Source organism: Streptomyces pseudovenezuelae, from assembly GCF_001513955.1.
GTDB lineage: Bacteria > Actinomycetota > Actinomycetes > Streptomycetales > Streptomycetaceae > Streptomyces > Streptomyces pseudovenezuelae.
This window is the reverse complement of record NZ_KQ948147.1, coordinates 32735-59579: the sequence shown is the minus strand read 5'-3', so window position 1 is coordinate 59579 and position 26845 is coordinate 32735. Positions and strand designations below refer to the sequence as shown.

Below are 26845 nucleotides of genomic sequence, written 5' to 3'. Positions count from 1 at the left end.
GATCGCGCCCGCCCCTGGAGGGCCCTCGTCACACCCTCTCGAGGATCATCGCGTTGGCCAGGCCGCCCGCCTCGCACATCGTCTGCAGGGCGTAACGGGCCCCGCGTTCCCGCATCGCGTGCACCAGCGTCGTCGTCAGACGAGTGCCGCTCGCGCCCAGGGGGTGGCCTATGGCGATCGCGCCCCCGTGGACGTTGACCTTGGACAGGTCCGCTCCCGTCTCCTGCTGCCAGGCCAGGACCACGCTGGAGAACGCCTCGTTGACCTCGAAGAGGTCGATGTCGTCGAGGGTGAGGTGGGCCCGGCGCAGGACCTGCTCCGTGGCCGGGATGACGCCGGTGAGCATGAGGACCGGGTCGGAACCGGTGACGGCGAAGCTGTGCAGGCGGGCCAGGGGGCGCAGCCCCAGGCGTGCGGCGGTCTCGCCGGACATGACGAGGACGGCCGAGGCGCCGTCGTTGATCGGGCTGGCGTTGCCCGCCGTGACGTTCCACTCGATCTGCGGGAAGCGTTCGGCGAAGTTCGGGTCGTAATAGGCGGGCTTGAGGCCGGCGAGGATCTCGGGGGTGCTGCCCGGGCGGACGCACTCGTCGCGCGAGACGCCCTCCAGGGGAGCGACCTCGGCCTCGAAGAGACCCTTCTCCCAGGCCGCCGCGGCCTTGTGGTGCGAGGAGACGGCGAACGCGTCCATCTGCTCGCGGCCGATCGACCACTTGGCCGCGATGAGCTCGGCGCTGATGCCCTGCGGGACCAGGCCCTCCTTGTAGCGTGCGGCGACCCCGGGGCCGAAGGGGTCCTTGCCCTCGGGGACGTTCGACCACATCGGCACACGGCTCATCGACTCGACCCCGCAGGCGACGACGACGTCGTACGCGCCCGCGATCACGCCCTGCGCGGCGAAGTGCACGGCCTGCTGGGAGGAACCGCACTGGCGGTCCACGGTGGTCGCCGGGACCGTCTCCGGGAACCCGGCCGACAGGGCGGCGTAGCGGGTGGTGTTCATGGCCTGCTCGCCGACCTGGTCGACGGTGCCGCCGATGACGTCGTCGATGAGCCCGGGGTCGACGCCGGAGCGCTCGACGAGGGTGCGCAGGGTGTGGGCGAGGAGTTCGACGGGGTGCACGTGCGCGAGGGCGCCGTTCGGCTTGCCCTTGCCCACGGGGGTGCGTACGGCTTCGACGATGACTGCGTCACGCATGGTGCGGGCCTCCATCAGTGCGGGAGATTACCGGTGAGTAGGAAATCTGAACTCACCATAGTTCGGTACGTTGGAAAATCCAACCCTGACCTAGACTGACTTTCATGGCCGCCACCAAAGACCCGCGCCCCTGCTCGATCGCCGACACTCTGGCTCTCGTCGGTGAGAAGTACTCGCTCCTGGTGTTGCGGGAGGCCTGTCTGGGCAACGGCCGCTTCGACCAGCTCGTGCGCAACATCGGGGCCCCGCGCGACATCCTGGCCACCCGGCTGCGCCGGCTCGTCGACGCCGGGATCCTGACCAAGCGGATCTACAGCGAGCGGCCGCAGCGCTTCGAGTACCGGCCCACGCAGGCGGGACTCGAACTGGAACCCGTGCTGCTGACCCTCATGGCCTGGGGGGACCGGCACGTGCGGGGGGACGAGGACCGGCCCATGGTCGTCGAGCACAGCTGCGGCAACGAACTGCTGCCCGTGGTCACCTGCTCCGCCTGTGGGGACACGGTCCACCACGACGACCTGACAGCTCACCCCCAGGCCCCCGGCTGGACGGTGACCGGACCGACGGCGGCCTGACCGCCCCTGTGGCCGGGCCGTCACCGCGGGGCGTTACGCTGCCCTCGCACCCCGATCACCGCGCCCGGTGAGGCGGCGCGCCCGACTCCCGTCACACGACCAGCACTTGGACGCCGTAACTTCATGTCTTGGTTCGAATCACTCATCCTCGGACTCGTCCAGGGGCTGACCGAGTTCCTTCCCGTCTCCTCCAGCGCGCATCTGCGCCTGACGGCCGCCTTCTCGGGCTGGAAGGACCCCGGGGCGGCCTTCACCGCGATCACCCAGATCGGCACCGAGGCCGCCGTGCTGATCTACTTCCGCAAGGACATCGGGCGGATCGTCTCGACCTGGAGCCGTTCCCTGGTCAAGAAGGAGCTGCGCGCCGACCACGACGCCCAGATGGGCTGGCTGGTGATCGTCGGGTCCATCCCCATCGGCGTGCTGGGGCTGCTGTTCAAGGACCAGATCGAGGGGCCGTTCCGCGATCTGCGCATCACCGCCACGATGTTGATCGTCGTCGGCATCATCATCGGTGTCGCCGACCGGCTGGCGGCACGCGACGAGACCGGCGGGCGCCACCGCGCCCCCAAGCAGCGCAAGGGACTTGAGGACCTCGGCGTCAAGGACGGGCTGATCTTCGGCCTGTGCCAGGCCATGGCCCTCGTCCCCGGCGTCTCGCGCTCCGGCGCCACCATCAGCGGCGGCCTCTTCATGGGCTACCGACGCGAGTCCGCGGCCCGTTACTCCTTCCTGCTCGCCATCCCGGCCGTACTCGCCTCCGGGCTCTTCGAGTTGAAGGACGCCCTGGAGAGCGACCACGTCTCCTGGGGCCCCACGATCTTCGCCACGGCGATCGCCTTCGTCGTCGGGTACGCGGTCATCGCCTGGTTCATGAAGTTCATCTCGACCAAAAGCTTCATGCCCTTCGTCTGGTACCGCATCGCCCTCGGCATCGTCATCATCGCCCTGGTCACGATGGGCGTTCTGAGCCCGCACGCGGCGGAGTCGGCGGGCTGACGCACGGAATCCGCCGGCCCCGGCCCCGCAACAGGGCGCCCGCCCCGGAATCCGTGACCCATCACATACGTTGTGCGTAGCCGTCCGGTAGCGCACTGTCAGTGCTTGCGCCTAGGCTTGTGCGCATGTCCCCCGATTCCGTGACCCGTGGTTCCGTGCGGTCTGCTGCTGAAGTGAACGAGCAGATCAGGGCGCTCTGGATGCGCGCCGGCGGCACACTGTCGGCACAGGAGCGCGCGGAGTACGAGCTGTTGGTGGTCGAATGGGCGGCCGCGATCCGCAGTGACGTCATCAGGGCGGCCTGAGCCCCGCCCGGAAATGGCACATCCCTCGAAGTGAGGTCAGGCCATGAGAGCGATCGTCGTGGGCGCGGGCATCGGCGGACTGACCGCGGCACTGAGCCTGCGCCGGGCCGGCCACGACGTGACCCTCGTCGAACGGTCGCGGCGGCTCACCGAGATCGGCGCCGGCATCCAGCTCGCCCCCAACGCCACCCGCGTACTGCGCCGGCTGGGGCTGCTCGACACCGTCGCCGAACACTCCACGCGCCCGGCCCACATGAGCTTCCGCACCTGGTCCGACGGCTCCGAGATCTGCCGTTACGTCATCGGCCGCGAGGCGGAGGAGGAGTTCGGGGCGCCGTACCTCCAGCTCCACCGGGCCGATCTCCAACGCGCCCTGGTGGCCGCCGTACCGCCCGAGGTGCTGCGCCCGGCCACCGCCGTCGTCGGGATCGACCAGGACGACAAGGCGGCCCATGTCACCACGGCGAGCGGTGAACGCCTGGCCGCCGACCTCGTCGTGGCCGCCGACGGCATCCGCTCAGCCGCCCGCCAGTGGCTCTTCGGCGCGGACGAGGCGGTGTTCTCGCACACCGCCGCCTACCGGGCCCTCCTCCCCGCCGCCGAGGTGGCCGACCTGGACCTCCCGGAGTACGCCGGCTGGCTCGGCCCCGGCCGCCATGTCGTGCACTACTGGCTGCGCCGCGGCGAACTCCTCAACATGGTGGCCGTGTTCGCGACGGACCAACTGGCCCAGGAGTCGTGGACGGTGCAGGCGGAACCCGGTGAGCCGCTGCGCGCCTTCGCCGGCTGGGACCCCCGGCTGCTGACCGTCCTCGACCGCGCCGGCCAGGTCTTCCGCTACGGCATCCACACGCGCGCCCCGCTCCCGCGCTGGAACCTCGGCCGGGTCACGCTGCTCGGGGACAGCGCGCACGCGATGGTGCCGTTCCAGGCCCAGGGGGCGGCTCAGGCCGTCATGGACGCGGCCGTCCTCGGCGAGTGCCTCACCGACCGGGCACCGGACGAGGTGCCCGACGCGCTGGACCGGTACGTCCGCCGGCGGGCCCCGGCGGCCACGACCGTGCAGCGGAGCTCCGCCCGCGCCGGCGATGACTACCACCTGCCGGACGGCCCCGAGGCGGACGCCCGCAACGCCCGCATGGTCGCCCTCGCGGCCGAGAACCGGTTCGGCCCGCACTCGGCCGCCTGGCCCCTCGACGTCCTGGCCGACGGCTGACCGCCCGCCCCCACTCACCGGCCGTGCCGATCGTCCCCACCCCGCCCACCACCGTGCACGCGACCTCCGCCCCCGCCGACGACTACCCCATACCGGACGGCCCCGCGACAGACGTCCGCAACTGATTGCCCGCCCCACTCACCGGCCGTCCCGGCCGTCCCCCGCCCCGCCCTCCGAATGTCCCCGCACGCCCCTTGGCTCGGCCCGCCCCATGCCCAACACTGAGCCGATGACGCAGCGTGTGGAGCTCGCGACCGTGATGGACCGGCTGACCGTGGACGCACTCGTCACCGATTACGCCGTGGCCGTGGACGACGGCGACTGGGAGGCGTACCGAGGTCTGTTCACCTCGGACGGGCGGGCCGACTACCGCTCCGCGGGAGGGATCGAGGGGGACGCGCACCACGTGGCCGCATGGCTCGCGGAGAGCCTGCGGCTGTTCTCGATGCGCCAGCATCTGATCGTCAACCGGCGCGTCCGGTTCGGCACCCTGGACCAGGACACCGGTGACACGGCCCGCGTCCAGGCCGACTACATCAACCCCATGCGTCTGGCCGACGAGGCCCCTTCCACCGCCCCCGACTTCGTCTGCGGCGGGCGCTACGCCTTCGCCCTGCTGCGCACGGACGAGGGCTGGCGGCTGCGCGAGGTCGTCGTACGGGAGAAGTGGCGGCGTCTGCCCGACCCCCGGCCCACTCGTGTGATCAACTGATCGGACACCCTCGGGTGGTCAACACACGCACACTGGTCACCCGCACGGGGTAGGAGGCGCCGTATGAACTCGTTCGGCCACTGGCTCGCCTCCCCGTGGCGGCGCTCGACCGTCGCCGTGCTGGCAGGCGCCCTCCCCGTCCTCGCGTTCCCCGCGCCGTCCCTGTGGTGGCTCGCCTACGTCGCCCTCGTGCCCTGGATCGCGCTGATCCGCTCGGCCCCGACGGCGAAACGGGCGGCGTACGACGGCTGGGCAGGCGGTTTCGGGTTCATGGTGGGGATGCACCACTGGCTGCTGCCGAGCCTGAGCGTGTTCATCTTCGTCATCGGCGCCCTGCTCGGCGCGCTGTGGGCCCCCTGGGGCGCGCTGGTACGGCACTTCCTGGCCGGGACGCCCTCGCGCGGCCGGATCGCCGCCGCCCTGGCCGTGCTGCCCTCGGGCTGGCTCGGCATCGAACTCGTGCGCTCCTGGCAGGGGCTCGGCGGCCCCTGGGGCGTGCTGGGCGCCAGCCAGTGGGAGGTCGCGCCGGCGCTGCGGCTGGCCTCGGTGGGCGGGGTGTGGCTGGTCAGCTTCCTGATCGTGGCCGTCAATGTGGCGCTCGCCGTGCTGGTGACGGTCCGCGGGTCCCGGGTCCCCGCGGTGGCGGGCCTGGTCGCCACGGCCGCCGTGACCTCGGCGGCCTGGATGTGGTCGCCGCGTCCCGACACGGACGGAGGCACACGGATCGCCGTCGTCCAGCCCGGTGTGATCGACGGCCCCGACCGGCGCTTCGCCCGTGAGGAGCAGCTGACCCGCGACCTCGCCGGGCAGGACGTCGACCTGATCGTCTGGGGCGAGAGCAGTGTCGGTTTCGACCTCGGGGACCGGCCGGACCTGTCGCAGCGGATCGCGGCGCTCTCCGCCGAGACCGGCGCCGACATCCTCGTCAACGTGGACGCCCGCCGCTCCGACAAGCCCGGCATCTACAAGAGTTCGGTGCTCGTCGGCCCCGGCGGGCTCACCGGCGACCGCTACGACAAGATGCGCCTGGTCCCCTTCGGCGAGTACATCCCGGCCCGCTCGCTGCTCGGCTGGGCCACCTCGGTGGGCAAGGCGGCGGCCGAGAACCGCCGGCACGGCTCCGAGCAGGTCGTGATGGACGTCGGCCACGGGCTGAAGATCGGTCCCATGGTGTGCTTCGAGTCGGCGTTCCCCGACATGAGCCGTCATCTCGCCGAGGACGGCTCCCAGGTGCTGATCGCCCAGTCGGCGACCTCGTCCTTCCAGCAGAGCTGGGCCCCCGAGCAGCACGCCTCGCTCGCCGCCCTGCGCGCCGCCGAGACGGGCCGACCGATGGTGCACTCGACCCTGACCGGTGTCTCCGCCGTCTACGACGCGAGCGGACAGCGTGTCGGACCGTGGGTCGGCACCGATGCCAGCACCTCCCGCGTGTACGACGTACCGCTGGCGACCGGGACGACCCTCTATGTCCGCTTCGGCGACTGGCCGGTGCACGCGTCCCTGCTGGTCCTCGCCGTGTGGTGCGCCGGCCTGCTGGGCCGGCGGTTCAGGCGGTCCGCTCCCGCACCGCGCGTACCACCCGCTCGCACAGCTCATGAGTCGCCAGCGCGTCCCGGGCGCTGAGCACCTTTCCCGCGCGCACGGCGTCGAGGAAGGCGAGCACCGCCTGCTCGATGCCGCGCTGCCGGGCCACCGGCACCCAGTCGCCGCGCCGTCGCACGGTCGGCTGGCCCTTGTGGTCGACGACCTCGGCGAGGTTGAGGACCTGCCGCTTGGTGTCCTGCCCGGAGACCTCGAGGATCTCCTCCGCCGAGCCGCTGAGCCGGTTCATCACCCCGAGCGCGGTGAAGCCTTCCCCGGCGAGCTGGAGCACGACGTGATGCAGCAGGCCGTCCTCCACGCGCGCGCGTACCGTCACGTCGTCGACCGGCCCCGGCACCAGGAATCGCAGGGTGTCGACGACGTGGATGAAGTCGTCGAGGATCATCGCGCGCGGCTCCTCCGGGAGCCCGATCCGGTTCTTCTGCATGAGGATCAGCTCGCGCGGATGCTCGACGCACTGCGCGTAGCCGGGCGCGAACCGCCGGTTGAAGCCGACGGCCAGGCTCAGGTTCCGCTGCTCGGCGAGCGCCACCAGCCGTTCGGAGTCGGCGAGCTCGTAGGCCAGCGGCTTGTCGACGTAGGTCGGGACGCCCGCCTCCAGCAACCGGCCGACGATCTCGGGGTGCGCGATCGTCGGCGCGTGCACGAAGGCGGCGTCGAGGTCCGCGGCGAGCAGCGAGTCGAGGTCCCGGTGCCGCTGTCCTGCGGGCAGGTGGAGACCGTCGGCCACCCGGGTCAGCGTGGCCGGGGTCCGCGTCTGCACATGCAGTTCGACGCCGGGCCGACCGCCGAGCACCGGCAGATACGCCTTCTGCGCGATGTCACCGAGTCCGATGCAGCCGACCTTCACGTGGACTCCTCAGTTGTCTGGCCAGGGCCTTGCCGGAAGCATACGGCGGCTGCGACGGGCCCCGGCCGGCGGCCGGGAACTCGCTGGTGGTCAGGGGCGAGGTGGGTCAGGATGCGAGCATGACGACGCAGCGCTCCGAACCCTCGACCACCGCCGACGAACGCAGCATGCTGGAGGGCTGGCTGGACTACCACCGGCAGACCCTCGCCTGGAAGTGCGAGGGCCTGACCGACGCCCAGCTCAGGACGGCCTCGGTGGAACCCTCCACGCTCTCCCTGATGGGCCTGGTGCGGCACATGGCGGAGGTGGAGCGCAGCTGGTTCCGCCGGGTCCTCGCCGACGAGGACGCGGGGCCGATCTACTACAGCGAGGCCGACCCGGACGGCGAGTTCCGTCTCACCGAGGCGGACACCTGGCAGGAGGCGTACAGCACCTGGCAGGCCGAGATCACCAGGGCCCGGGAGAACACCGCCCGCTTCGGCCTGGACGACCTGACCGTGGGCAAGCACCGCCGGACCGGCGAGCGGTACAACCTGCGCTGGCTCTACACCCACATGATCGAGGAGTACGCCCGCCACAACGGCCACGCCGACCTGATCCGCGAGCGCATCGACGGCGCCGCGGGCGACTGACGTCAGCACCGGGTGACCTGAGCACGCCGTACGGGGGCGGAGATCACCCGTGCGGGGCAACCTCCGCTCGTCCGCTGTCGCCGGGGTCGCCCGAACCAGCAGAGTGACGCGGGTGCATCGAACCACGACTACCGCAACGCTCCTGGTCACCGTGGCTGTCTCGGCCCTCACCGGCTGTGTGACGGTCCAGCGTCCCCCCGTGTCCGGGCCGCCGGCGACGGCACCGTCGCGGCTGCCGGGACCGGCCGACGCCCGTCCGGACGGTCAGGCGGAGCCGCAGATCGTGCAGGCTCCGGCCCAGGAGGCGCTGTCCATGATCGACCCGTCCCCGTCCGCGAAGCCCGGGGGAACCGCGCCGCACGGCAGGGCCCCGGGGGCCGCCGGGGCTCCCGTGCGGCCGCAGCACCGACAGCCGGCCCACGCGCATCCGGCGCACCCGGAGCACCCGGAGCGTCCGGCCCGTCCGGAGCCGTGGCACCCGGACGTCCCGCGCCACCGCAAGCCGCGTGTCGAGATCCCGGACGTGGCCGGATCGGTCCCCCAGTCGGTTCCCAAGGGCCCCAAGGACGTCTGCGCGCTGGGCAGGAAGTACGGCCGCTGGCAGGAGGGCAGCCCCGAGTCGGTCATCTGCGACCAGAACTACGGGCGGTGAGGCGACCTGCGCTCAGGGCCGCTGCCGCGGCGGCCCCCACCTTCCGTCTCCGGCGGATCCGCCCTCGCCGAGCCGCAGCTCCAGTCTGCTGATCGCCGCCCGCACCCCGTCGCTGTAGCTGTCCTCCCCCAGGGCGTCCGCCGCCCGGCGGGCCCGGCGCAGATGGGTGCGGGCGGCGTCCGAGCGGGCGAGACGCACATAGTCGGCGGCCAGATTGAGGTGCAGCGAGGGATACAGGGCGCGCACGGCGAGCGCGCTCGCGTGCCGGGCCGGCCGGTCGTCGGTGAGCTCCTCGGCGGCCGTCAACGCCCTGAGGTCCCAGGCGAGTTCGTCGCAGGGGTCGTCCTGGGCGTCGGCCATGTAGTGGGCCAGGGTGCAGCGGTGCAGCGGGTCGCCGTCCTCGCCGATCTCCGCCCACAGCTCCAGGAAGCGGTGCCGGGCCTCCTCGCGGTCCCCCGCGTGACACAGCATGACGACCTGCCCGATCCGTGTCATCACGGCATCCGGCGCCGTCTGCTCCTGTCGCTCCGTCAAAGCGTCCTCCGGGCCTTCGTCGGCGTTCGTCGCTGTCCCCCCGACGCTAGGGCCTGTCCGGCGGATCGTGTCGGCGGCGCGTGGCCGGGTACGCCCATCTGCGGCGCCGTCGTCGGGTGCCGGTTCGACCCGCGTGGACGCCGGGCACCAATCCGGACGGGCGGGACCGGGCCGGTCGGTGCGGCACCGGCCCGGTGGAGAGGTCAGCCGAGGTTCGGGATCGTCCAGTCGACCGGCTCGTGGCCCTGCTGGGCGACCGCCTCGTTGATCTGCGTGAACGGGCGGGAGCCGAAGAACTTCTTCGCGGACAGCGGGGAGGGGTGCGCGCCCTTGACCACCACATGGCGGCTCTCGTCGATCAGGGGGAGCTTCTTCTGCGCGTAATTGCCCCACAGGACGAAGACGGCCGGGTCGGGCCGCTCGGCCACCGCGCGGATCACCGCGTCGGTGAACTTCTCCCAGCCCTTGCCCTTGTGCGAGTTGGCCTCGCCGGAGCGGACCGTGAGCACGGCGTTGAGCAGCAGGACGCCCTGCCGGGCCCACGGCATGAGGTAGCCGTTGTCCGGGATCTCCAGACCCAGCTCCTCCTTCATCTCCTTGTAGATGTTCCGGAGGGAGGGCGGGGTCTTCACACCCGGGCGGACCGAGAAGCACAGGCCGTGTCCCTGGCCCTCGCCGTGGTACGGGTCCTGGCCGAGGATCAGGACCTTGACCTGGTCGTAGGGCGTCGCGTCGAGGGCGGCGAAGACCTCCTCGCGGGGCGGGTAGACGGGACCCTTCGCCCGCTCCTCCTCGACGAACTCCGTCAGCTCCTTGAAGTAGGGCTGCTGCAGCTCGTCGCCCAGAACCCCGCGCCAGGACTCGGGCAGCATGGCGGTGTCGGTCACGTCAATTCCTCACGATGTGCGGTCACTTGCAGGCTTCAGAACCTACAGGCGCCCACTGACAATCGCTGCCGCGAGGCGACCTACCAGCTGGTCTTCCAGTACAGCTCCCACATCGTCATCATGGTCGCCGGGTCGATGACCTTCTCCAGGCCCGCGATCTCCTCGTTCGCGGCCACGTACTGCTTGCCCTGCCACAGCGGCACCAGCCGGGCGTCGTCCACGAAGACCTGCTGGGCTTCCTTGATCTGCGGCGCCACAGCCCCGCGGTCGCTCTCCGCGCGGGACTCGGGGAGCAGCTTGCCGGTGATCTCGGGGGCGTCGTACGGGGTGCCCAGCGCGTTCTGCTTGCCCACGAAGGGCGCGATGAAGTTGTCGGCGTCGTGGAAGTCGGGGAACCAGCCGCGCCCGAACACCGGGTACTCGCCCTTCTGGTAGCCCTCGACGTAGGTCTTCCAGGGACGGCTCTTGAGCGTGATCGTGAAGAGGCCGGAGGCCTCCAGCTGACGCTTCAGCTCCTGGAAGGCGGGCTTGGTCGTGGAGCCGTAGCGGTCGCTGGTGTACCAGAGGGTCAGCGGGACGCGCTCGGTGATCCCCGCTTCGGTGAGGTACTTCTTGGCCTTGGCGACGCTGGGGTCCCCGAAGTCGTCGAAGAAGCCGGTGGTGTGGCCGGTGAGTCCGGCCGGGACCATGGAGTACAGCGGCTCGACGGTGTCCTTGTAGACGTAGTGCACCAGCGCCGGGCGGTCGACGATCTGGGCGACGGCCTTGCGGACCGCGGGCTTCGCGGACCACGGGTCGCTGGGGTTGAACACGAGGTAACTGATCTCGGTGGTGGGGTTCTCGATGAGCTGGAGCCCCTCCTTCTGCTGGTTGACCTCGATGTCCACGGTGTCGGCTGCGCCCAGACCCCGGTACACGACCGAGATCTCCTTGTCCTTGAGGGCCTTGACCAACTCGTCCGACTGCTGGAAGTAGCGGATGGTGACGGCCTTGTTCTTGAGGTCCGCTATGCCCTTGTAGTTGTCGTTGCGGACGAGCTCGGCCTTCTCGCCCTCCTGGTAGGAGTCCAGGCTGTAGGGCCCCGAACCGCTGATCTTGCCGTCCTTGCGGATCGAGGTCGCGGAGTACTCCTCGGGGTCCACGATCGACATGGCCGGCGTGGTGAGCACCAGCGGGAAGGTGGCGTCGGGCTGGCTGAGGTGGAAGACCACCTCGCGGTCGCCCTTCACCTGCACCCGGGACAGCGTTCCCAGCAGGCCCGCGGGGCCGCCGTTGACGTTGATCTTCTTGATGCGGTCGAACGAGTACTTGACGGCCTTGGCGTCCAGGGTGTGCCCGTTGGAGAACTTCAGGCCCTCGCGCAGCGTGCAGCTGTACACGGTGCTCTGCGCGTCCGTGAACTCACAGCGCTCGGCGGCGTCGGGTTCGGGGTCGGACACACCCGGGGAGTAGTTGAGGAGCGTCTGGTAGACGTTGCGGAACAGCTCCCAGGAGTTGTCCCAGGAGGCCGCCGGGTCCAGCGTGGCGGGGGCGCTGGTGGTCCCCACGACGATCGGCTTCCCGCTGTCGGAGGAGTCCGAGGAGAACACACCGCATCCGGCCACCGTGGATATGGACACGAGTGCCGCGAGAGGTGGCAGGTATCGGTTCCGCTTGAACACGCGCTTGCTCCTCGAAATGCCGTGCCGAGAGTCGGCAAAACATACCGCAGCGCCACGCACACTCAACCGGTTCGGTCACAGGCTGTTTGATCGTCTCATCGGTGATGACCCTGTAGTGCACCTGTGAGGCTTTTGTGCGTCGACACGGGCGCCGTCGCTGTCAACGGACGCCCGTGCCGAGGTGACGAGGATCAGCCCACGCCGGCGTTGAGGAAGATGCCGCCGTCCACGACGAGCGTCTGGCCGGTGACCCAGTCGGACTGCGAGGAGGTGAGGAAGGCCGCGGCGCCGCCGATGTCGGAGGGGACGCCGAGCCGGGCCAGCGGGTAGGACGCGGCGGCCTCGGCCTCGCGGCCCTCGTACAGGGCCTGCGCGAACTTGGTCTTCACGACGGCCGGGGCGATCGCGTTGACCCGCACCCCCGGCGCGAACTCGTGGGCGAGCTGCTGGGTGAGGTTGATCAGCGCGGCCTTGCTGACGCCGTAGGCGGCGATGAAGGGCGAGGGCGCGATGCCCGCGACGGAGGCGATGTTGACGATCGCGCCGCCGTTGTCCTTCTGCCAGGCGTGCCAGGTCCGCTGGGCGAAGCCGAGCGCGGAGATCACGTTGGTCTCGAAGACCTTGCGGGCCACGTTGAGGTCGAGGTCGGCGATGGGCCCGAACACCGGGTTGGTGCCGGCGTTGTTGACCAGGTAGTCGATGCGGCCGAAGGCGTCCATGGCGCGCTCGACGGCGACCCTCTGGTGCTCCTCGTCGTGCGCCTTGCCGGCGACGTAGACAGCACGCTCGGCGCCGAGCTGCTCGACGGCCTCCTTGAGCGCGTCCTCGGTGCGGCCGGTGATGACCACCCGGTCACCGCGCGCGACGAGCGCCTCGGCGACGCCGTAACCGATACCGCGGCTGGCGCCCGTGATGAGCGCGACCTTGCCCGAAAGCTCGGGGAGTTGCGAAGTCATGGTCCCGTTTCCCTAGTCGAGCGGTCCGCCGGCGACGTACAGCACCTGGCCGGAGACGAATCCGGCCGCCTCGCCGGTGAAGAAGGCGATGGCGTTGGCGATGTCGTCGGGCTCGCCGACGCGCGCGACCGGGATCTGGGTGGCGGCCGCGGCCTTGAACTCCTCGAAGCCCATGCCGACGCGCTCGGCGGTGGCGGCGGTCATGTCGGTGGCGATGAAGCCGGGGGCCACGGCGTTGGCGGTGATGCCGAACTTGCCGAGCTCGATGGCGAGGGTCTTGGTGAAGCCCTGCAGACCGGCCTTGGCGGCGGAGTAGTTGGCCTGGCCGCGGTTGCCGAGCGCCGAGGAGGAGGACAGGTTGACCACCCGGCCGAAGCCGGCGTCGACCATGTGCTTCTGGACGGCCTTGGTCATCAGGAAGGACCCGCGCAGGTGCACGTTCAGGACGGTGTCCCAGTCGGAGACGCTCATCTTGAACAGCAGGTTGTCGCGGAGCACGCCCGCGTTGTTCACGAGGATGGTCGGCGCGCCGAGCTCCTCGGCCACGCGCGCGACGGCGGCCTGCACCTGGGCCTCGTCGGAGACGTCCGCGCCGACCGCGATCGCCCGGCCGCCGGCCGCGGTGATCTTCTCCACGGTGTCCTTGCAGGCGGCCTCGTCGAGATCGATCACGGCGACCGCACGGCCCTCGGCCGCCAGTCGTACGGCGGTGGCGGCGCCGATGCCGCGCGCGGCACCCGTGACCACGGCTACCCGCTGCTCAGTGGTGGACATTGCTGGTTCTCCTCGCCCTTGAGAAATCGCCCTGGGGAAATCGACCTGGGTTGCACGGCCCGTGTGGTGAGCGACCGCTTAGTACCTTCAGCAGACGTGACGCTAGAAGCCATGGCACGCGGTGTCAACGCCACACGAGCCGGGTGTGATCCATTACCTGACCAGCAGGTCGAGCAGACGCTCCGGTTCGGCGGCCGGATCGGTGGTGAGCCCGGTGTGCACGGGGCCCGGCTGGACGACGGTGGAGCGGGGCGCGATCAGCCAGCGAAAGCGCCGCCCGGCGTCGTCGTGCGCGGCCTGCCCGGCCGCCTCGCCACCGGCGCACACCCCTTCGACGGCCTGCAGCGCGGCCCGGACGCCGGCCACGTCCGCGTCCGGGTCGAGCGCCCGCAGCCGGCCCTCGTCGAGGTGGGTGCGCACCCCGACGTACGCCTTGGCACGGCAGTACACGAGCACCCCGGCGTTGATGCCCTCGCCGCGCTCGATCCGGGGAACGACCCGCAGCAGGGCGTACTCGAAGACCTCGCGGTCGTCGGTGCGTCCGCCCCTGATGATGTGGCGCTCGGTCACTTGATCCCCTCGATCCGCTCGTGAACGACGGCCGCGCGGGCGAGCAGCGGCCGTGCGTAGGTCCGCCGGAGGGCGTCCGGCGACTCGAAGCCGGGCTCGTCCGCCAGCCAGGCGTCCGGGATCTCGGCGGTGACCTCGGCGAGGAGGTCCTCGGTGACGCGGGGAGCCAGGTCGGCGGCGGCGCCGGCGAGATCCGGCGCGAAGGGCTTCAGGACGTGGTCCGAGGCGTCGTAGGGACGGGCGGCGGACTTCTCCGCGCCGGGCCAGTTGTGCTGCCAGATCATCGTCGCGCCGTGGTCGATGAGCCACACCTCGCGCTGCCACCACAGCAGGTTGGGGTTGCGCCAGGAGCGGTCGACGTTGTTGACCAGCGCGTCGAACCAGACGATCCGGCCGGCCTCCTCGCGGCTCACCGGGAAGGCGAGCGGGTCGAAGCCGAGCGCTCCGGAGAGGAAGTCCATGCCGAGGTTGGTGCCGCCGCTGGACTTGAGAAGCCCCTGCACCCGCTCGTCGGGCTCGCCGAGCCCCAGGTCCGGGTCGAGGTCGAGCGTCAGGAGCCGCGGCACCCGGAAACCGAGCCGGCGGGCGAGTTCCCCGGCCACCACCTCGGCGACCAGCGTCTTGCGGCCCTGTCCGGCGCCGGTGAACTTGATGACGTACGTCCCGTGGTCGTCGGCCTCGACGAGCCCCGGCAGCGAGCCGCCCTCACGCAGGGGCGTGATGAAGCGGGTCGCGATGGCTTCCTTGAGCATCGCCCCAGGTTACTGGGGGGTGTCTGAACAACGGGCACTCCGGGGCCGTACCTCAGGGCAGTTCGGAGAATCCGTGGAAGGGGACGTCAGCATGGCCAGCGAATCGATTCATCCCGCATCGGCCCCCAGTCGCAGGGTCGTCGTGGCGGCGGTCGGCGCGGCGGGGCTCGCCCTCACCCTGAACGCGTGCGGGTCCGAGGACGACCCCTCTCCGGCCGCGTCGGACGCGGCCGGAGCCGGAGCCGGAGCCGGCAGTGCGCTCGCCAAGACCTCGGACATCCCCGAGGGCGGCGGCAAGATCTTCAAGGACTCGGGCGTGGTGGTCACCCAGCCCACGGCGGGCGAGTTCAAGGCGTTCTCGTCGAAGTGCACCCACCAGGGGTGTGCGGTGTCGGGCATCGCCAACGGGGTCATCACCTGTCCGTGCCACAAGAGCGAGTTCTCGGTGGCCGACGGCAGCGTGAAGAAGGGGCCGGCGACCCAGCCGCTGCCCGAGGAGAAGATCACCGTCAGCGGCGACTCGATCACCCTGGCATGAGATGTCAGGCGCGGCGGGGCCGTCGGAGACAGCCCAGGACCTCGTCCGTGGTCGCGAGGGTGGCGACGAGGGCGAGCGTATGGCGGATCATCGCCGGGGTGTAGTCGATGGGCACTCCGGCGACGGCGTCCGTCACCACCAGGGCGTGGTAGCCGCGGTTCACCGCGTCGAAGACGGCGTTGGGCACCGCCACGTTGGCGGAGACCCCGGTGACGAGGAGGGTGCGGCAGCCGAGGTTGCGCAGCAGCGCGTCGACCTCGGTGCCCTGGATGGGCGAGAGGCCGTGCAGCCGTCGTACGACGATGTCCTCCTCGCCCACCTCGATGGGGGCCGCCACCCGCACGGCGGTGGTCCCGGTCAGCTGCTGGACGGGCAGGCGCTCGGCGGCGTGGAAGAGGCGGGCGTTGCGGTTCGCGCCGCGTCCGTCCGGACGGCGTTCGGCGATCGCGTGGATCACCTGGACCCCGCTCCCGTGCGCGGCGGCGACCAGCCGGGCGATGTTGGCGAGAGCGCCCGAGGTCCGTGCCGCACGGGCGAGTTCGGGCAGGGCGCTCTCGGGTCCGACCACGCCCTGCTGGCACTCGACGGTGAGCAGGACGGTGCTCTCGGGATCGATCAGCTCGCTGAGTTGTTCGTACGACGGCACGGTTCCCCCTCGTCGCCGACGGCCCGGAGCCGGTGACAGTAGCCACCATTGCGTGCGGACGGAAGACGACCCATCCTTTTCTGACGTGATGTCAGAGGATCTCTCCTCTGACACGACGTGAGAGAAAGAGGGGGACGCATGACCGTCACACAGCGCCGGGGCCGGAAGATCATGATGACGCCGGGTGAACTGGACGAGTTCCTCACCAGTCAGCGCACCTGCCGGGTCGCCACGGTGTCCACCGACGGCGCTCCGCATGTCAGCACGCTCTGGTTCGCCTGGGACGGCACCTCGATGTGGCTGTACTCCGTGGTGCGCAGCAAGCGCTGGACGGATCTCCGGCGGGATCCGCGGGTCGCGATCGTGGTGGACACGGGTGAGGAGTACGACGAACTGCGCGGCGTGGAGCTGTCGGGGACCGTGGACTTCGTGGGCGAGGCCCCGCGCACCGGCGAGCTCCGCGCCGAACTCGACGTCCCCGAGACGCTGTTCGCCCGCAAGAACTTCCGCCTGGAGGAGATGCCGCACGACGGACGGCACGCGTGGATACGGCTGACCCCCGAGAAGATCGTCTCCTGGGACTTCCGCAAGCTGGGCTCCGCCTGACTCAGACGGCCTGTTCCGCCGCCGACTTCAGCGCCTCCACCGCCGCCCGGATCGACGGGCGGCGGTCGGCGTCCGCGCGCCACACGGCGTAGATGTGCCGGCTGACCGACTGCCGCACGGGCACGGTCCGCACCCCCTCCGGGACCGGCCCGCGTCCGAGCCGGGGCGCCACGCACACGCCCAGTCCGGCCCCGACCAGGGCGAGTTGGGTCGGATGCTCCTCCGCGCGGTGCGCGACTCGGGGTTCGATCCCCTTGGAGCGCAGGGTGTGCATCAGCCACTCGTCGCAGAACTCGCTCTCGCCCCAGGTGACCCAGTCGTCGTCGGCGAAGTCCTCCAGGTCGACCTCGTCGCGGTGCGCGTGGCGGTGGGTCGCGGGCATCGCCACGTCGGCGGTGTCGTCGACGATCGAGGCCTTCACCAGTCCGTCCGGCATCGGCAGCGGCTTGTTGTACCAGTCCAGGACGACCGCGAGGTCGAAGTCCCCGCGGATCACCGCCTGGACCGCGGATTCCGGCTCCATCTCGCGCGAGCCGATCCGCAGCCCGGGATGCGCCGCACGCAGCCCGGCGATCGCGGCCGGGAACAGCCCCCGCGCCGCCGTCGGGAACGCGGCGAGCCGCAACTCCCCCACCACCTGCCCACGTTGGGCCTCCAGATCGGACTGCGCGAGCTCGACCTGGGACAGGATGCGCGCCGCGTGGTCGGCGAGGAGCCGGCCGGCGTCGGTGAGCCGCACTCCCCTGCCGTTCTTGGCGAGGAGCTGCTGGCCCACCTCGCGCTCCAGCTTGGACATCTGCTGCGAGACGGCCGAGGTGGTGATGTGCAGACCCTCGGCGGCGCCGCTGACCGAGCCGTGCCGGGCGAGGGCGTCGAGGGTGCGCAGGCGCTCCAGGTTCAACATGTAAGCAATACTACGAGATATCTCGCGGAAATACTCGCTTGTGCTACGAGATCGCTTGCCGGATCGTGGCCGGTATGACCACCGCGACCGCCACCGAGGCCCCCGTCCTGGCCGCCCGCCGTCCCGCCCTCGACTGGCGTCTGCGCTTCGGTGTGCTCTCGCTGATCTGGGGGTTCAGCTTTCTCCTCATCAAGGTGGGCACCGAGGGGTACGCCCCCTTCCAGGTGACGCTCGGGCGCCTGGTGTTCGGGACGCTGGTGCTCGCCGCCGCGATGGCGGTGAAGCGGGAGCGGCTCCCCCGCGGGGGGCGGACATGGGGGCATCTGGCGGTCGCCGGGTTCCTGCTGAACGCGCTGCCGTTCTCGCTCTTCGCCTACGCGGAACTGACGATCCCCTCCACGCTGGCGGGGATCTGCAACGCGACCTCGCCGTTGTGGGGAATGGCCCTGTCCCTCGTCGCCCTGTCCGAGGACCGGCCCACGCGCGTGCGGGTCGCGGGGCTCGGGCTCGGGTTCCTGGGGGTGCTGACGGTTCTCGGCGCATGGCAGGGCTTCAGCGGACTGGACGGCAGGGGGACGGCGATGGCCCTGCTGGCCTCGCTCAGCTATCCGGTCGGGTGGATCTACGTGCGCCGGACGCTGGCCGGGGTCGGGCACTCCCACATATCCCTGACGGGGGCGCAGTTGCTGCTGGTGACCCTGCAACTGGCGCTGGTGACCCCGCTGTTCGCCGGTGTGCCGACCCACGTGCACCTGCTGCCCCTGCTCGCCGTCGCCGCTCTGGGGGCGCTCGGCACGGGACTGGCGGTGCTCCTGCAGTACGGGCTGGTCGCCGAGGTCGGGCCGACCACCGCACAGATGGTCACGTACTTCATTCCGGTCATCGCCACGGCGGCGGGCGTCGCGGTGCTCGGGGAGTCGTTGCGTTGGTCCACGCCGGTGGGGGCGGTGGTGGTGCTGGCGGGGGCCGCGCTCACACAGGTGCGCCGACGCGCCTGAGGGGCGGCGCCACAGCGGGCCCCTCAGGCGACTCACCTGTACGTGCCCGCGGGTCGCGCCGGGCCCAGCGCCCTTGCGACGGCGTCCGCCAAGGGGGCGACCTCGGCGTCCCGCAGCGCGGCCACGGTCACCCTGATGCCCTGCGGTGCGCCCATCCTGAAGCGGGCACCCGGGGCCACCGCCCAGCCCGCGTGCAGGAGACGGGACACCGCGCCCGTCTCGTCCGGGACCGGGATCCACACATTGAGGCCGCTGCGGCCGTGGGCCTCGACGCCGCGTTCCGCCAGCGCGTCGATCAGCCGGTCGCGGCGCTCGCGGTAGGCGGCCGCCACCTTCGCGGTGTCCAGTACGCCGTCCGCCCACAGGTGCACCACCGCCCGCTGGGTGATGCGGCTGACCCAGCCGGGGCCCAGGCGGTGACGGCCGTGGACGCGGTCGACGGTGACCTCGTCGCCGGTGAGGACGGCGAGGCGCAGATCGGGGCCGTAGGCCTTGGCCACCGAGCGGACGAAGGCCCAGTGGCGGGTGTCTCCGGCCAGCGGGTGCAGGGCGAGGTCGACGATGCCGTGGCCGTGGTCGTCCTCGACGAGGAGGATGTCCGGGTGGTCCACGAGGACCGCGCGGAGAGCACGCGCGCGCGTGGCGGTCACCGAGGCGCCGGTCGGGTTCTGGGCCCGGTCGGTGACGATCAGAGCCCGGGCGCCCGCATCCAGGGCCCTGCGGACGTCGTCGGGCAGCGGCCCCTCGTCGTCCACGCCCACCGGGGCGATCCGCAGCCCCAGTGCCGGGACCAGGTCGAGGAGGCTGCCCCAGCCGGGGTCCTCCACGGCGACCGTGTCGCCGGGCTTGAGGTGGGCGGCCAGGACACGCTCGATCACGTCGAGCGATCCGGAGCCGACGGCGAGCGGGCCGGCCGGGACGCCGTCCGCGTCGAGCGCCTCGCGCGCCAGGCGGGCCAGCTCCGGGTCGACGCTCGCTTCCCCGTACAGGACCGGCTCCCGGTCGCCCTGTTCGGCGGCCGCCGCGAAGGCGGGCGCCAGCGGGGGCAGCAGCGCGGGGTCCGGGTTGCCGTTCGCCACGTTCCGCACCCCCTCCGGCACCTCCACCCGGATGTCCTCGCGGCCCGTGGTCGCCGGCTTCGGCCGGACCCGGCTGCCCCTGCGGCCGGCGGTCTCGATGACCCCGCGCTCGCGCAGGGTGCGGTACGCCGCCGCGACCGTGTTGGGATTCACGCCCAGCTCGTTCGCCAACTCCCGCATAGGAGGCAGCAGTTGACCCGGCCGCAGCTCCCCGGCACCCACCGCTTGCTCGACGCTCGCCGCAATCTCCGCTGCGCGTCGCCCTTCGATCCGATATTCTCCTAGCACAAAGCAGATTATGCACTAGTGCAATGGAGACCGCAATGCAGGGGCCCCCCGCGACCACGCCGGAGCCGACCGCCTACGCACCGACCGACCGCACCGTCCCGACGCGCTCCCCCGGCCGGGCCTCGTACGACAGGGAACTGGTGCACTCGATACTCGACGAGGGATACGTCTGCCACCTCGGCTTCGTGCGGGACGGCGCCCCGGTGGTGCTGCCCACGCTGTACGGCCGGGTGGGCGAGCGTCTTTACGTCCACGGCTCGACCGGTTCGCGCCCGCTGCGGATGACCGGCCAGGCGGACCCGGGGCTGCCGGTGTGCCTGACGGTCACCCATGTCGACGCCCTGGTCCTGGCCCGCTCGGCCTTCCACCACTCGATCAACTACCGCTCGGTGGTGGTGCACGGACTCGCCTACGACGTGACGGACCCCGAGGAGAGGCGCCTCGCCCTCGACGCCCTGGTCGACCACGTGGTCCCCGGGCGGGCTCTCGACTCCCGCCCCGCCAACAAGAAGGAACTGGCCGCCACCGCCGTCATCCGCCTCGACCTCGACGAGGTCTCCGCCAAGCTCCGCACCGGCGGTGTCAACGACGAACCCGAGGACCTCGCCCTCCCCCACTGGGCCGGCCTGCTCCCGCTGCGCAAGGGCTACGGCACCCCGATCGCCGACTCACACCTGGACCCCGGCACCGAGGTCCCGGACTACCTCGCGGCGCTGTGATGCTGATCCACCCCTGGGACGCGGCCCGTGACGACGCCGAGTGGCACCAGTGGCTCACCGTCCACGACTTCGGGCAGCTCGCCGTCAACGGCCCCGCCGGCGAGCCGCCGTTCGTGCAGCCGCTGCACTTCGTCCACGACCCCGCGCGGGGCGAGGTCCTCACCCATCTCGCACGGCCCAACCCGCTGTGGGCCGCGCTGGAGGCGAACCCGGACTGCCTGCTGAGCGTGGTCGACGACTACGCGTACGTCCCGGGCCCGTGGCAGGCCGACCCGGACGGACCGTCCGAGCACGGTACGCCCACGAGTTTCTACGCGGCGGTCCAACTGCGGTGCCGGGCGTACCTGGTGGACGACCCGGCGGAGAAGGCCGCGCTCCTGAACCGCCAGGTCGGCCACTTCCAGCCGGAGGGCGGTTCCGCACGGGTGGCGGTGGGCGAGGTGCCGTACGGGCGGATGCTGTCGGGGATTCGCGGGCTGCGGCTGGAAGTGACCGGTGTGCGGGCGAAGTTCAAGTACGCGGGCAAGAGGGACGCCGAAGTGCGGGAGCGGATCGCGGACCGGCTGGCGGACCGGGACGGCCCCGGGGACGCGGCGGCACGCGAGCACCTGCTGCGGAGGCAGCGCGCCTGAGACGGCGAACGGGGCCCTTCGTCGAGAAGGGCCCCGTTCTCTCGTCAGGCGGCCACGCGCGTCTCCGTCACCGCGAGCCCCGCGACCGCGCCCAGCATCAGCAGGGTGCCGACAAGGACGGCCGGGGTGAGGCGCTCGCCGAAGAGCACGACGGCCGCCACCGCCGCGCTCACCGGTTCGAGCAGCATGATCACGGAGACGGTGGTGGAGCGGACGACCGCGGCGGCGGCGAAATACAGGGTGTAGGCGAGAGCCGTCGGGACGATCGCCAGGTACGCCAACAGGCCCAGGAGCAGCGCGGGTCGGGCCGTGTGCGGCAGCAGTCCCTCGTCCAGCGCGAGGGGCAGCAGGCAGAGGCTGGTGACCGCGAACACCGCCACCGACGTTCCGGAGGACTCCGCCCGGGCAGCCCGCGTGATCAGGGTCATCACACAGCAGCCCGCCGCCGAGAGCAGTCCGAGCAGCACACCCAGGGGGCGGACCGCCGCGTCCGCGCCGCCCAGTGTCAGTACCCCGAGTCCGGCGAGCGCTCCGGTGACGGCGACGGCTCCGCCGCGCCCGATCCGCTCCCCGAGGGTGAGGCGGGCCCCGAGGGCGATGAGCACGGGACCCGCTCCCAGGGTGACGACGGTGGCCACGGCGAGCCCGGTGGACCGTACGGCGGCGAAGTAGGCGGTCTGGAACACCGCGAGCCCGACGCCCGACGCGCCGATCCGCAGGGCCCGGCGACCGAGCGGTTCCGAGACGGCCGTACGCGCGCGTGGCCGTACGGGACGGACCGCGAGCAGTACCGCCAGCCCGGCCGCGCAGCGCCAGAAGGACAGGGCCACCGGGCCCAGGTCACTGGTCCGGTAGACCAGGGAGGCGACCGCTCCCGCGGTGCCCCAGGTGGTACCGGCGACGATCAGATAGACGAGGCCTCGCCCGACGGGCAGGCCTGAGGAAGCATGCGACACGTGTTCTCTCCGCAGTCGCGCCGAGGCGCGGAAGTTCGGAAGAGGACGCCCGCTCGTGGGCGGGGTCCGCGGACTTCGTCTGCGGGCAGCACCGTTCAGCCCGGCGACAGGCCGGGCGTGGTCTCCGGAGGGCCCGCCTCAGGCGGCCGGCGGAGAGACGATCAGGGTGCGCGTATGCATGATCCGGGAGCCTAGGCGGCGTTCTCCCGGGCGGACAAGCGACTTTCGGTGCCACCGACCGCGACCGGTTCCACCGAGCCCTTGGCCGGGGTCGAGGACTGCGCGATGAAGGCGCCCAGCAGGACGACCGTGCCGCCCACGATCTGCGGGGCCGAGAGGTGCTCGCCGAGCAGCACCCAGGCGAGGACGGTCGCGACGACCGCTTCGAGGCAGGCCACGACCCCGGCTATCGCCGGTGAGAGCCTGCGGACCGAGACCACGCCGGTGACGTAGGCGAGGACCGTGGCGATCAGCACGATCCAGCCGAGCAGCAGTCCGGCCGCGACCGGGGTGCCGTTCATGTCGGCGGCCCGTGTCAGGACGGCGAAGTCCATGGTCCACGGGCGGGCCACGGCCGTCAGGACGGCGGTGCCGACGAGCAGGCCGAAGGCGATCACGCCGAGCGGGTCGGGGGCCTCGCCGGAGTCGCTGCCCTGGTCGGACAGGACGAAGTAACCGACCTGGCAGCAGGCGGCGCCGAGCGCGAGGAGGAGCCCGAGGGCGTCGAAGCTCAGGCCCGACCAGACCTCGACGACACAGGCGAGCCCTCCGACCGCGAGGACCACGCCGAGCGCGGCGGCACGGGTGACCGGCCGCCGCTGCACGAAACGCACCCAGCCCAGCACCAGGGCGGGGGCCAGGTACTCCACGAGCAGGGCGACACCGACCGGGATGCGGGAGATCGAGGCGAAGTAGAAGGCCTGGACGCCCGCCACGCCGAGCAGCCCGAAGCCGGCGAGCAGGGCGGGGCGGCTGCGCAGCAGCGCGCGGTGGCGGACGGCGAGCGGCAGCATCACCAGGGCGGCGCCCGCCACCCGCAGCCACACCACGTGGAGCGGATCGAGGCCCGCTTCGATCAACGGCTTGGCCGCGACTCCCGATCCTCCGAAGGCGAGCGCGGACACCAGCGCGAGACCGAGTCCGACACCCTTGCCGCCACCGGCCCTGCTGCTCTCAGACGTATGCACCGGCCCATGATGACAGGGCACGACATGAGCGTCACCCCCGATGACTCCTGTCTCAGCGGCTGGACCGCGGCGGCCCGCCCCACAGGCCCCCGGGCAGGCGGTCGTCGATCCTCGCCGACACGGCCGGCGCATCGATTCCGGCACGGGTCAGCACCTCGACGGCCCGCGACCCGGGGTCCACCAGGATCGCCGCCAGCAGGTCGATCCCGCGGGCGGGCCCGTCGGCACGGTGCTCGGCCCGGGCGCGGGCGTATTCCATCGCGCCCGCGGCGAGCGGAGAGAAACCCTCGGCCGCGGGCACCACGGGGACCGCGCCCGAGTCCTCGACCGTGCCCTGCCAGCGCAGGCCGTAGCCGATGCTGCGCTGCACGAGATACCCGAGCAGGCGCGGCAGCTGGGGGTCCGCGTCCAGGACGGCGTACGCCTCGGCGTCGGCGTCCAGCAGCGAGTGCAGAAGATGGGCCGTGTCGATCTGCCGGTCCCCGTCCCGCAGTGCCCGCCTGCGGGCACCGGACACCACCGCTGCCAGTTCTTCGCTGAGCCTGACATCGCTGTCCGGGCGGACCGGTGGCGGGCCGCCCTGCTCGCGGGCCGACTGCCGGGGGATACGGGGGTGCACATCCCCCACCCCATCAGTCCCACCGAATCCGGGCATCCCCGAGGGGAAGCATCTTCGTGTCCCACGAAGAGCGGACCCCGCGGCCAGGATCTCCTCCTTGCGGATGAGATCACGCCGTTCCGCCCCGGTGGGCGCGCGCCGCCTTGCCGTGCGCCCCTCGCGCAACCGCCGCGCGACGCCGTTCGTCCCACACAGGCGTGGAGAGCAGGAGCTGGCTGGTGGCACTGCCGGCCGTGGACGGCAGGCAGTACGTGTACCGGGTGTACGCCCCGGAGAACGCGCTGCTCGCCGACCTGTTCTGGCAGGCGTGGCACTGCCACGACGAGAGCGCGTACCCGCGCGCGTGGGACGTGTTCGACGCGGCGCTGATACGGCGGGTGGGGTGAGCGCCCCTCCCCCACTTTCTGACGGTTCATCAGTATTGAATGTTGCGCCCCGTGCGGCTACTTTCCGCGACACCACAGCCCGACACGAAGAGGTGGCCGCATGGCGGAAATCAGCGCGGAGGCACGCATCCCGGCACCCGCGGAAAAGGTCTGGGCCCAGCTCACCGACTGGTCCGCGTACGGGGAGTGGAACACGACCCACACCAGCTTCCCCAACGGCGGTCCCACCGCTCTCGAACCGGGCGGGACATTCCAGGAGAACATGAAGCTGATGGGCTTCCCGGCCGAGGTCGAGTGGACCATCGACCAGGTGGAGCCGGCCCGGCTGTTCGCCATCCGGGGCAAGGGTCCGATGGCGGTGAGTGTCGCCACCCGCTACACCCTGACCCCCGACGGGGACGCCACGACGGTCCGCATCGACGGCGAGTTCACGGGCGCCGCCGTCTCCCTGATGGCGGGCAAGCTGAAGGACTCGGGGACCGCCGCGCTGAACGAGTCGCTGCGGAAGCTGGCCGCACTGGTGTCCTGACCCCCGGCGCACACGAAGGCGCCCCGGGAATCCCTTCCCGGGGCGCCTGTCGTCGCCGTACGCCGGCGATCAGTCCTCGTCGGCGAGGATGAGGTACAGCTTCTTGCGGGCCTCGTTGATGACGGCCACCGCCTTCTCGCGCTGTTCCTTGCTGCCGGTCTTCCAGACCTGGCCGAAGGCCTCCATCAGACCGAAGCCGGCCTGCCGGATCTCACCGAGCGCCTCGAAGTCGATGCCGCGGGAGGCCTCCTCCCAGGGCGCCTCGGGGCCCTCGTCGGCCGCGGTACGGCCGGCCTCGGTGAGCGCGAACAGCTTCTTGCCGCCCTCGGTCTCACTGGCGATCAGCCCCTCGTCCTCCAGTAGCTGGAGGGTGGGGTACACCGAGCCGGGGCTGGGCTTCCACGCGCCGCCGCTGCGCTCGGCGATCTCCTGGATCATCTCGTAGCCGTGCATGGGCCGGTCCTTGAGCAGGGCCAGGATCGAGGCACGCACGTCACCGCGCCGCGCCCTTCCCCTGGGTCCGCCCCGCCCCCTCGGCCCCCAGGGCCCGGGGCCGAAGCCCGGCCCTCCGAAGCCGGGGCCACCGGGACCGCCCGGACCGAAGGGCCCGAAGGCACCCCGCAGGCTCTCGGCACCACGGCCCCGACGACCGGCTCCACCATGTCCACGCTCGAATCCGTGGGAACGCATCGCAATCACTCCATTCCATCGTTGATCTGTCGCGATGCCTCAACGATATATCGGAACCGATCGCATGGCAAGACCCTCCTCTTCGGCCGGCTCGCGGCATCCCCGGTCACCCAGGCGTGGTACGCACAGATCACTCCGCGGCGGTGGCCGGCTCGATGAGCACTGGAGCTGCCGGGCCTCCGCGCGGCGCCGCAGCCACCCGGCGTTCCAGGTCGACGACGTGGGATTCCGCGTCGCGCGTTCCGTCGCGCGCTGATCCACGTCGTGTGCGGCCCGGCCCGCGCGGGGTCGGTCGGGCGTTAGCGTGATCCTCATGACGGCTGAGGACGAGGTGCTGACCGGCGGCATGGCGAACGCGGGGGCAGTCTTCCGCCGAGGGGACCTGGTGGAGCGACCGGCTCCGCGCAACGCGCGCGCCCTCCATGTCTATCTCCTTGCGCTGAAGCAGCACGGCTTCGACGCGGCGCCGACTCCTGTCGCTCTCACCTCGGACGGCCGTGAGCAGCTGACCTTCGTACCTGGAGACGTGCCTCTGCCGCCGTTCCCGGACTGGGCGATGACGGGTTCCGCCCTCGCATCGGTGGGGAGCCTGCTGCGGCGTCTCCATGAGGCCGGCGCGGCCGTCGCGGTCGACACCCGCGCCGCATGGCCCCGGGACCTCGCCGACCCCGAGGGGGGCACGTTGTTGTGCCACAACGACGTGTGCCCGGAGAACGTCGTCTTCCGCGACGGTCGCGCCGCGGCCCTGATCGATTTCGACCTGGCGGCCCCGGGCCGTGCTCTCTGGGACGTCGCCATGACCGCCCGCTACTGGGTGCCCATGCTCGATCCGGGGTCCGCGGCCGCGTTCCATCCCCCCGGGCTGGACGCGGCCGCACGGCTGCGGATTCTCGCCGACGGCTACGGCCTCCCGGCGGCGGACCGCGCCGAGTTGCCCGGCGTCATCGAGCAGGCCACGGAGGTCTGCCGGGACTTCGTCACCCGCCGGGTGGCCGACGGTGACCCCGTCCACCTCCAGGCGTTGGCCGAGCGCGGCGGTTGGGAACGCTGGGACCGCATGCAGACCTGGCTGGTGGAGCACCGCCGGACGTTCACGGCCGCCCTGCTCAACTGACCGGCCGGGCAGGTACCCCTCGCGTCGCCGTGGGCCCGTCCGCCGGACAGCCGGGCGCACCGATCAAGGCCATGCCGGC

33 protein-coding genes are annotated in these 26845 nt (G+C 71.6%); 17 read left to right on the top strand and 16 right to left on the bottom strand.

Going from position 1 to position 26845, the window contains the following annotated elements; all coding sequences use genetic code 11:
- Positions 1-28 precede the first annotated feature (28 nt).
- Positions 29-1198 (bottom strand): thiolase family protein, encoded by a 1170-nt coding sequence (locus AQI94_RS16685; protein ID WP_031059316.1) that lies wholly within the window; start codon positions 1196-1198, stop codon positions 29-31.
- 104 nt (positions 1199-1302) lie between these two features.
- Between AQI94_RS16685 and AQI94_RS16680 the strand changes: the two genes are divergently transcribed.
- The 6 genes from AQI94_RS16680 to lnt all read left to right on the top strand — a co-directional run bounded on the left by AQI94_RS16680 (position 1303) and on the right by lnt (position 6628).
- On the top strand, positions 1303-1773 hold the full coding sequence (locus AQI94_RS16680; RefSeq protein ID WP_031059319.1) for a winged helix-turn-helix transcriptional regulator: 471 nt from the start codon (positions 1303-1305) through the stop codon (positions 1771-1773).
- Between the two features lie 123 nt (positions 1774-1896).
- Positions 1897-2772 (top strand): undecaprenyl-diphosphate phosphatase, encoded by an 876-nt coding sequence (locus AQI94_RS16675; protein ID WP_031059321.1) that lies wholly within the window; start codon positions 1897-1899, stop codon positions 2770-2772.
- A 125-nt stretch (positions 2773-2897) separates the two neighbouring features.
- On the top strand, positions 2898-3077 hold the full coding sequence (locus AQI94_RS42810; protein WP_031059324.1) for a hypothetical protein: 180 nt from the start codon (positions 2898-2900) through the stop codon (positions 3075-3077).
- Between the two features lie 43 nt (positions 3078-3120).
- Positions 3121-4293, top strand: coding sequence for an FAD-dependent monooxygenase (locus AQI94_RS16670; RefSeq protein WP_031059326.1), 1173 nt, complete (start codon positions 3121-3123; stop codon positions 4291-4293).
- Between the two features lie 229 nt (positions 4294-4522).
- Entirely contained in the window at positions 4523-5005 is a 483-nt protein-coding gene (locus AQI94_RS16665) for a nuclear transport factor 2 family protein (RefSeq protein WP_037945311.1), read from the top strand.
- A gap of 63 nt (positions 5006-5068) precedes the next feature.
- Entirely contained in the window at positions 5069-6628 is a 1560-nt protein-coding gene (gene lnt / locus AQI94_RS16660) for an apolipoprotein N-acyltransferase (protein WP_031059329.1), read from the top strand.
- Here lnt and AQI94_RS16655 read toward each other — a convergent pair.
- On the bottom strand, positions 6552-7457 hold the full coding sequence (locus AQI94_RS16655; protein ID WP_031059331.1) for a Gfo/Idh/MocA family protein: 906 nt from the start codon (positions 7455-7457) through the stop codon (positions 6552-6554). The two genes, lnt and AQI94_RS16655, sit on opposite strands and share 77 nt — an antisense overlap.
- A 119-nt stretch (positions 7458-7576) precedes the next feature.
- Here AQI94_RS16655 and AQI94_RS16650 point away from each other — a divergent pair, with 119 nt between their 5' ends.
- Both AQI94_RS16650 and AQI94_RS16645 read left to right on the top strand, forming a co-directional pair.
- Positions 7577-8089 (top strand): DinB family protein, encoded by a 513-nt coding sequence (locus tag AQI94_RS16650; protein WP_031059333.1) that lies wholly within the window; start codon positions 7577-7579, stop codon positions 8087-8089.
- A 199-nt stretch (positions 8090-8288) separates the two neighbouring features.
- Complete coding sequence (locus tag AQI94_RS16645) at positions 8289-8741, top strand: hypothetical protein (RefSeq protein WP_225890205.1); 453 nt, start codon at positions 8289-8291, stop codon at positions 8739-8741.
- A 12-nt stretch (positions 8742-8753) separates the two neighbouring features.
- Here AQI94_RS16645 and AQI94_RS16640 read toward each other — a convergent pair whose 3' ends face one another.
- From AQI94_RS16640 to AQI94_RS16610, 7 genes are all read right to left on the bottom strand, one after another.
- Complete coding sequence (locus AQI94_RS16640; RefSeq protein ID WP_031037036.1) at positions 8754-9275, bottom strand: hypothetical protein; 522 nt, start codon at positions 9273-9275, stop codon at positions 8754-8756.
- A gap of 203 nt (positions 9276-9478) precedes the next feature.
- Positions 9479-10162: a uracil-DNA glycosylase gene (locus AQI94_RS16635; RefSeq protein WP_031037040.1), complete on the bottom strand. Its 684-nt coding sequence runs from the start codon at positions 10160-10162 to the stop codon at positions 9479-9481.
- Between the two features lie 80 nt (positions 10163-10242).
- Positions 10243-11823 (bottom strand): ABC transporter substrate-binding protein, encoded by a 1581-nt coding sequence (locus AQI94_RS16630; RefSeq protein ID WP_031037042.1) that lies wholly within the window; start codon positions 11821-11823, stop codon positions 10243-10245.
- A 191-nt stretch (positions 11824-12014) separates the two neighbouring features.
- On the bottom strand, positions 12015-12779 hold the full coding sequence (locus AQI94_RS16625) for an SDR family oxidoreductase (protein ID WP_031037044.1): 765 nt from the start codon (positions 12777-12779) through the stop codon (positions 12015-12017).
- 12 nt (positions 12780-12791) lie between these two features.
- On the bottom strand, positions 12792-13553 hold the full coding sequence (gene fabG, locus AQI94_RS16620; protein WP_031037046.1) for a 3-oxoacyl-ACP reductase FabG: 762 nt from the start codon (positions 13551-13553) through the stop codon (positions 12792-12794).
- A gap of 153 nt (positions 13554-13706) precedes the next feature.
- A complete protein-coding gene (locus AQI94_RS16615) occupies positions 13707-14123 on the bottom strand; it encodes a DUF3037 domain-containing protein (RefSeq protein WP_062229790.1) in 417 nt (138 codons plus the stop codon).
- Positions 14120-14875 (bottom strand): HipA family kinase, encoded by a 756-nt coding sequence (locus tag AQI94_RS16610; RefSeq protein WP_031037050.1) that lies wholly within the window; start codon positions 14873-14875, stop codon positions 14120-14122. Before AQI94_RS16610 ends, AQI94_RS16615 begins: the two co-directional genes overlap by 4 nt.
- Positions 14876-14966: 91 nt before the next feature.
- Between AQI94_RS16610 and AQI94_RS16605 the strand changes: the two genes are divergently transcribed.
- On the top strand, positions 14967-15413 hold the full coding sequence (locus AQI94_RS16605; protein WP_031037053.1) for a Rieske (2Fe-2S) protein: 447 nt from the start codon (positions 14967-14969) through the stop codon (positions 15411-15413).
- Between the two features lie 4 nt (positions 15414-15417).
- Here AQI94_RS16605 and AQI94_RS16600 read toward each other — a convergent pair whose 3' ends face one another.
- Positions 15418-16059 carry a cysteine hydrolase family protein gene (locus AQI94_RS16600; RefSeq protein ID WP_031037056.1) on the bottom strand — a complete coding sequence of 214 codons (642 nt, stop codon included), beginning with the start codon at positions 16057-16059 and terminating at the stop codon, positions 15418-15420.
- A gap of 138 nt (positions 16060-16197) precedes the next feature.
- Between AQI94_RS16600 and AQI94_RS16595 the strand changes: the two genes are divergently transcribed.
- Positions 16198-16665: a pyridoxamine 5'-phosphate oxidase family protein gene (locus AQI94_RS16595; RefSeq protein ID WP_031037059.1), complete on the top strand. Its 468-nt coding sequence runs from the start codon at positions 16198-16200 to the stop codon at positions 16663-16665.
- Position 16666: 1 nt separating this feature from the next.
- Here AQI94_RS16595 and AQI94_RS16590 read toward each other — a convergent pair whose 3' ends face one another.
- Entirely contained in the window at positions 16667-17569 is a 903-nt protein-coding gene (locus tag AQI94_RS16590) for a LysR family transcriptional regulator (RefSeq protein WP_031037063.1), read from the bottom strand.
- Positions 17570-17607: 38 nt separating this feature from the next.
- Here AQI94_RS16590 and AQI94_RS16585 point away from each other — a divergent pair, with 38 nt between their 5' ends.
- On the top strand, positions 17608-18567 hold the full coding sequence (locus AQI94_RS16585) for a DMT family transporter (RefSeq protein ID WP_031037066.1): 960 nt from the start codon (positions 17608-17610) through the stop codon (positions 18565-18567).
- Positions 18568-18599: 32 nt separating this feature from the next.
- Here the strand turns inward: AQI94_RS16585 and AQI94_RS16580 are convergent, their stop codons facing one another.
- The gene (locus tag AQI94_RS16580) at positions 18600-19934 is read right to left on the bottom strand and encodes an aminotransferase class I/II-fold pyridoxal phosphate-dependent enzyme (RefSeq protein ID WP_078902573.1); all 1335 of its coding nucleotides are present in this window, start codon (positions 19932-19934) and stop codon (positions 18600-18602) included.
- A gap of 35 nt (positions 19935-19969) precedes the next feature.
- Between AQI94_RS16580 and AQI94_RS16575 the strand changes: the two genes are divergently transcribed.
- Both AQI94_RS16575 and AQI94_RS16570 read left to right on the top strand, forming a co-directional pair.
- Complete coding sequence (locus AQI94_RS16575) at positions 19970-20653, top strand: pyridoxamine 5'-phosphate oxidase family protein (protein WP_031037072.1); 684 nt, start codon at positions 19970-19972, stop codon at positions 20651-20653.
- The gene (locus AQI94_RS16570) at positions 20653-21285 is read left to right on the top strand and encodes an FMN-binding negative transcriptional regulator (protein WP_031037075.1); all 633 of its coding nucleotides are present in this window, start codon (positions 20653-20655) and stop codon (positions 21283-21285) included. Before AQI94_RS16575 ends, AQI94_RS16570 begins: the two co-directional genes overlap by 1 nt.
- Positions 21286-21329: 44 nt before the next feature.
- Here the strand turns inward: AQI94_RS16570 and AQI94_RS16565 are convergent, their stop codons facing one another.
- The 3 genes from AQI94_RS16565 to AQI94_RS16555 form a co-directional block, all read right to left on the bottom strand.
- Positions 21330-22241 carry a DMT family transporter gene (locus tag AQI94_RS16565; RefSeq protein ID WP_031037078.1) on the bottom strand — a complete coding sequence of 304 codons (912 nt, stop codon included), beginning with the start codon at positions 22239-22241 and terminating at the stop codon, positions 21330-21332.
- A gap of 191 nt (positions 22242-22432) precedes the next feature.
- A complete protein-coding gene (locus AQI94_RS16560) occupies positions 22433-23428 on the bottom strand; it encodes an EamA family transporter (protein ID WP_031037080.1) in 996 nt (331 codons plus the stop codon).
- Between the two features lie 52 nt (positions 23429-23480).
- Complete coding sequence (locus AQI94_RS16555) at positions 23481-24047, bottom strand: Clp protease N-terminal domain-containing protein (protein ID WP_037941011.1); 567 nt, start codon at positions 24045-24047, stop codon at positions 23481-23483.
- A gap of 218 nt (positions 24048-24265) precedes the next feature.
- Between AQI94_RS16555 and AQI94_RS43975 the strand changes: the two genes are divergently transcribed.
- Together AQI94_RS43975 and AQI94_RS16550 are read left to right on the top strand one after the other, a co-directional pair.
- Positions 24266-24433, top strand: coding sequence for a hypothetical protein (locus AQI94_RS43975; RefSeq protein ID WP_107064189.1), 168 nt, complete (start codon positions 24266-24268; stop codon positions 24431-24433).
- Between the two features lie 100 nt (positions 24434-24533).
- A complete protein-coding gene (locus AQI94_RS16550; RefSeq protein WP_031037086.1) occupies positions 24534-24962 on the top strand; it encodes a type II toxin-antitoxin system Rv0910 family toxin in 429 nt (142 codons plus the stop codon).
- Between the two features lie 69 nt (positions 24963-25031).
- Here the strand turns inward: AQI94_RS16550 and AQI94_RS16545 are convergent, their stop codons facing one another.
- The gene (locus AQI94_RS16545; RefSeq protein WP_031037090.1) at positions 25032-25652 is read right to left on the bottom strand and encodes a PadR family transcriptional regulator; all 621 of its coding nucleotides are present in this window, start codon (positions 25650-25652) and stop codon (positions 25032-25034) included.
- Positions 25653-25716: 64 nt separating this feature from the next.
- Between AQI94_RS16545 and AQI94_RS45600 the strand changes: the two genes are divergently transcribed.
- Positions 25717-25908, top strand: a complete 192-nt coding sequence (locus tag AQI94_RS45600; RefSeq protein ID WP_324607555.1) for an SUMF1/EgtB/PvdO family nonheme iron enzyme — start codon at positions 25717-25719, stop codon at positions 25906-25908.
- Positions 25909-25965: 57 nt separating this feature from the next.
- Positions 25966-26766 carry a phosphotransferase gene (locus AQI94_RS16540; protein ID WP_031037093.1) on the top strand — a complete coding sequence of 267 codons (801 nt, stop codon included), beginning with the start codon at positions 25966-25968 and terminating at the stop codon, positions 26764-26766.
- Positions 26767-26845 lie beyond the last annotated feature (79 nt).

Excerpts from the sequence above, each read along its gene's own strand:
- AQI94_RS16685 (WP_031059316.1), bottom strand. The coding sequence starts at position 1,198 with ATGCGTGACGCAGTCATCGTCGAAGCCGTACGCACCCCCGTGGGCAAG.
- AQI94_RS16680 (WP_031059319.1), top strand. The coding sequence starts at position 1,303 with ATGGCCGCCACCAAAGACCCGCGCCCCTGCTCGATCGCCGACACTCTG.
- AQI94_RS16675 (WP_031059321.1), top strand. The coding sequence starts at position 1,897 with ATGTCTTGGTTCGAATCACTCATCCTCGGACTCGTCCAGGGGCTGACC.
- AQI94_RS42810 (WP_031059324.1), top strand. The coding sequence starts at position 2,898 with ATGTCCCCCGATTCCGTGACCCGTGGTTCCGTGCGGTCTGCTGCTGAA.
- AQI94_RS16670 (WP_031059326.1), top strand. The coding sequence starts at position 3,121 with ATGAGAGCGATCGTCGTGGGCGCGGGCATCGGCGGACTGACCGCGGCA.
- AQI94_RS16665 (WP_037945311.1), top strand. The coding sequence starts at position 4,523 with ATGACGCAGCGTGTGGAGCTCGCGACCGTGATGGACCGGCTGACCGTG.
- lnt (WP_031059329.1), top strand. The coding sequence starts at position 5,069 with ATGAACTCGTTCGGCCACTGGCTCGCCTCCCCGTGGCGGCGCTCGACC.
- AQI94_RS16650 (WP_031059333.1), top strand. The coding sequence starts at position 7,577 with ATGACGACGCAGCGCTCCGAACCCTCGACCACCGCCGACGAACGCAGC.
- AQI94_RS16625 (WP_031037044.1), bottom strand. The coding sequence starts at position 12,779 with ATGACTTCGCAACTCCCCGAGCTTTCGGGCAAGGTCGCGCTCATCACG.
- fabG (WP_031037046.1), bottom strand. The coding sequence starts at position 13,553 with ATGTCCACCACTGAGCAGCGGGTAGCCGTGGTCACGGGTGCCGCGCGC.
- AQI94_RS16610 (WP_031037050.1), bottom strand. The coding sequence starts at position 14,875 with ATGCTCAAGGAAGCCATCGCGACCCGCTTCATCACGCCCCTGCGTGAG.
- AQI94_RS16605 (WP_031037053.1), top strand. The coding sequence starts at position 14,967 with ATGGCCAGCGAATCGATTCATCCCGCATCGGCCCCCAGTCGCAGGGTC.
- AQI94_RS16595 (WP_031037059.1), top strand. The coding sequence starts at position 16,198 with ATGACCGTCACACAGCGCCGGGGCCGGAAGATCATGATGACGCCGGGT.
- AQI94_RS16590 (WP_031037063.1), bottom strand. The coding sequence starts at position 17,569 with ATGTTGAACCTGGAGCGCCTGCGCACCCTCGACGCCCTCGCCCGGCAC.
- AQI94_RS16575 (WP_031037072.1), top strand. The coding sequence starts at position 19,970 with ATGCAGGGGCCCCCCGCGACCACGCCGGAGCCGACCGCCTACGCACCG.
- AQI94_RS16570 (WP_031037075.1), top strand. The coding sequence starts at position 20,653 with ATGCTGATCCACCCCTGGGACGCGGCCCGTGACGACGCCGAGTGGCAC.
- AQI94_RS16550 (WP_031037086.1), top strand. The coding sequence starts at position 24,534 with ATGGCGGAAATCAGCGCGGAGGCACGCATCCCGGCACCCGCGGAAAAG.
- AQI94_RS16545 (WP_031037090.1), bottom strand. The coding sequence starts at position 25,652 with ATGCGTTCCCACGGATTCGAGCGTGGACATGGTGGAGCCGGTCGTCGG.
- AQI94_RS45600 (WP_324607555.1), top strand. The coding sequence starts at position 25,717 with ATGGCAAGACCCTCCTCTTCGGCCGGCTCGCGGCATCCCCGGTCACCC.
- AQI94_RS16540 (WP_031037093.1), top strand. The coding sequence starts at position 25,966 with ATGACGGCTGAGGACGAGGTGCTGACCGGCGGCATGGCGAACGCGGGG.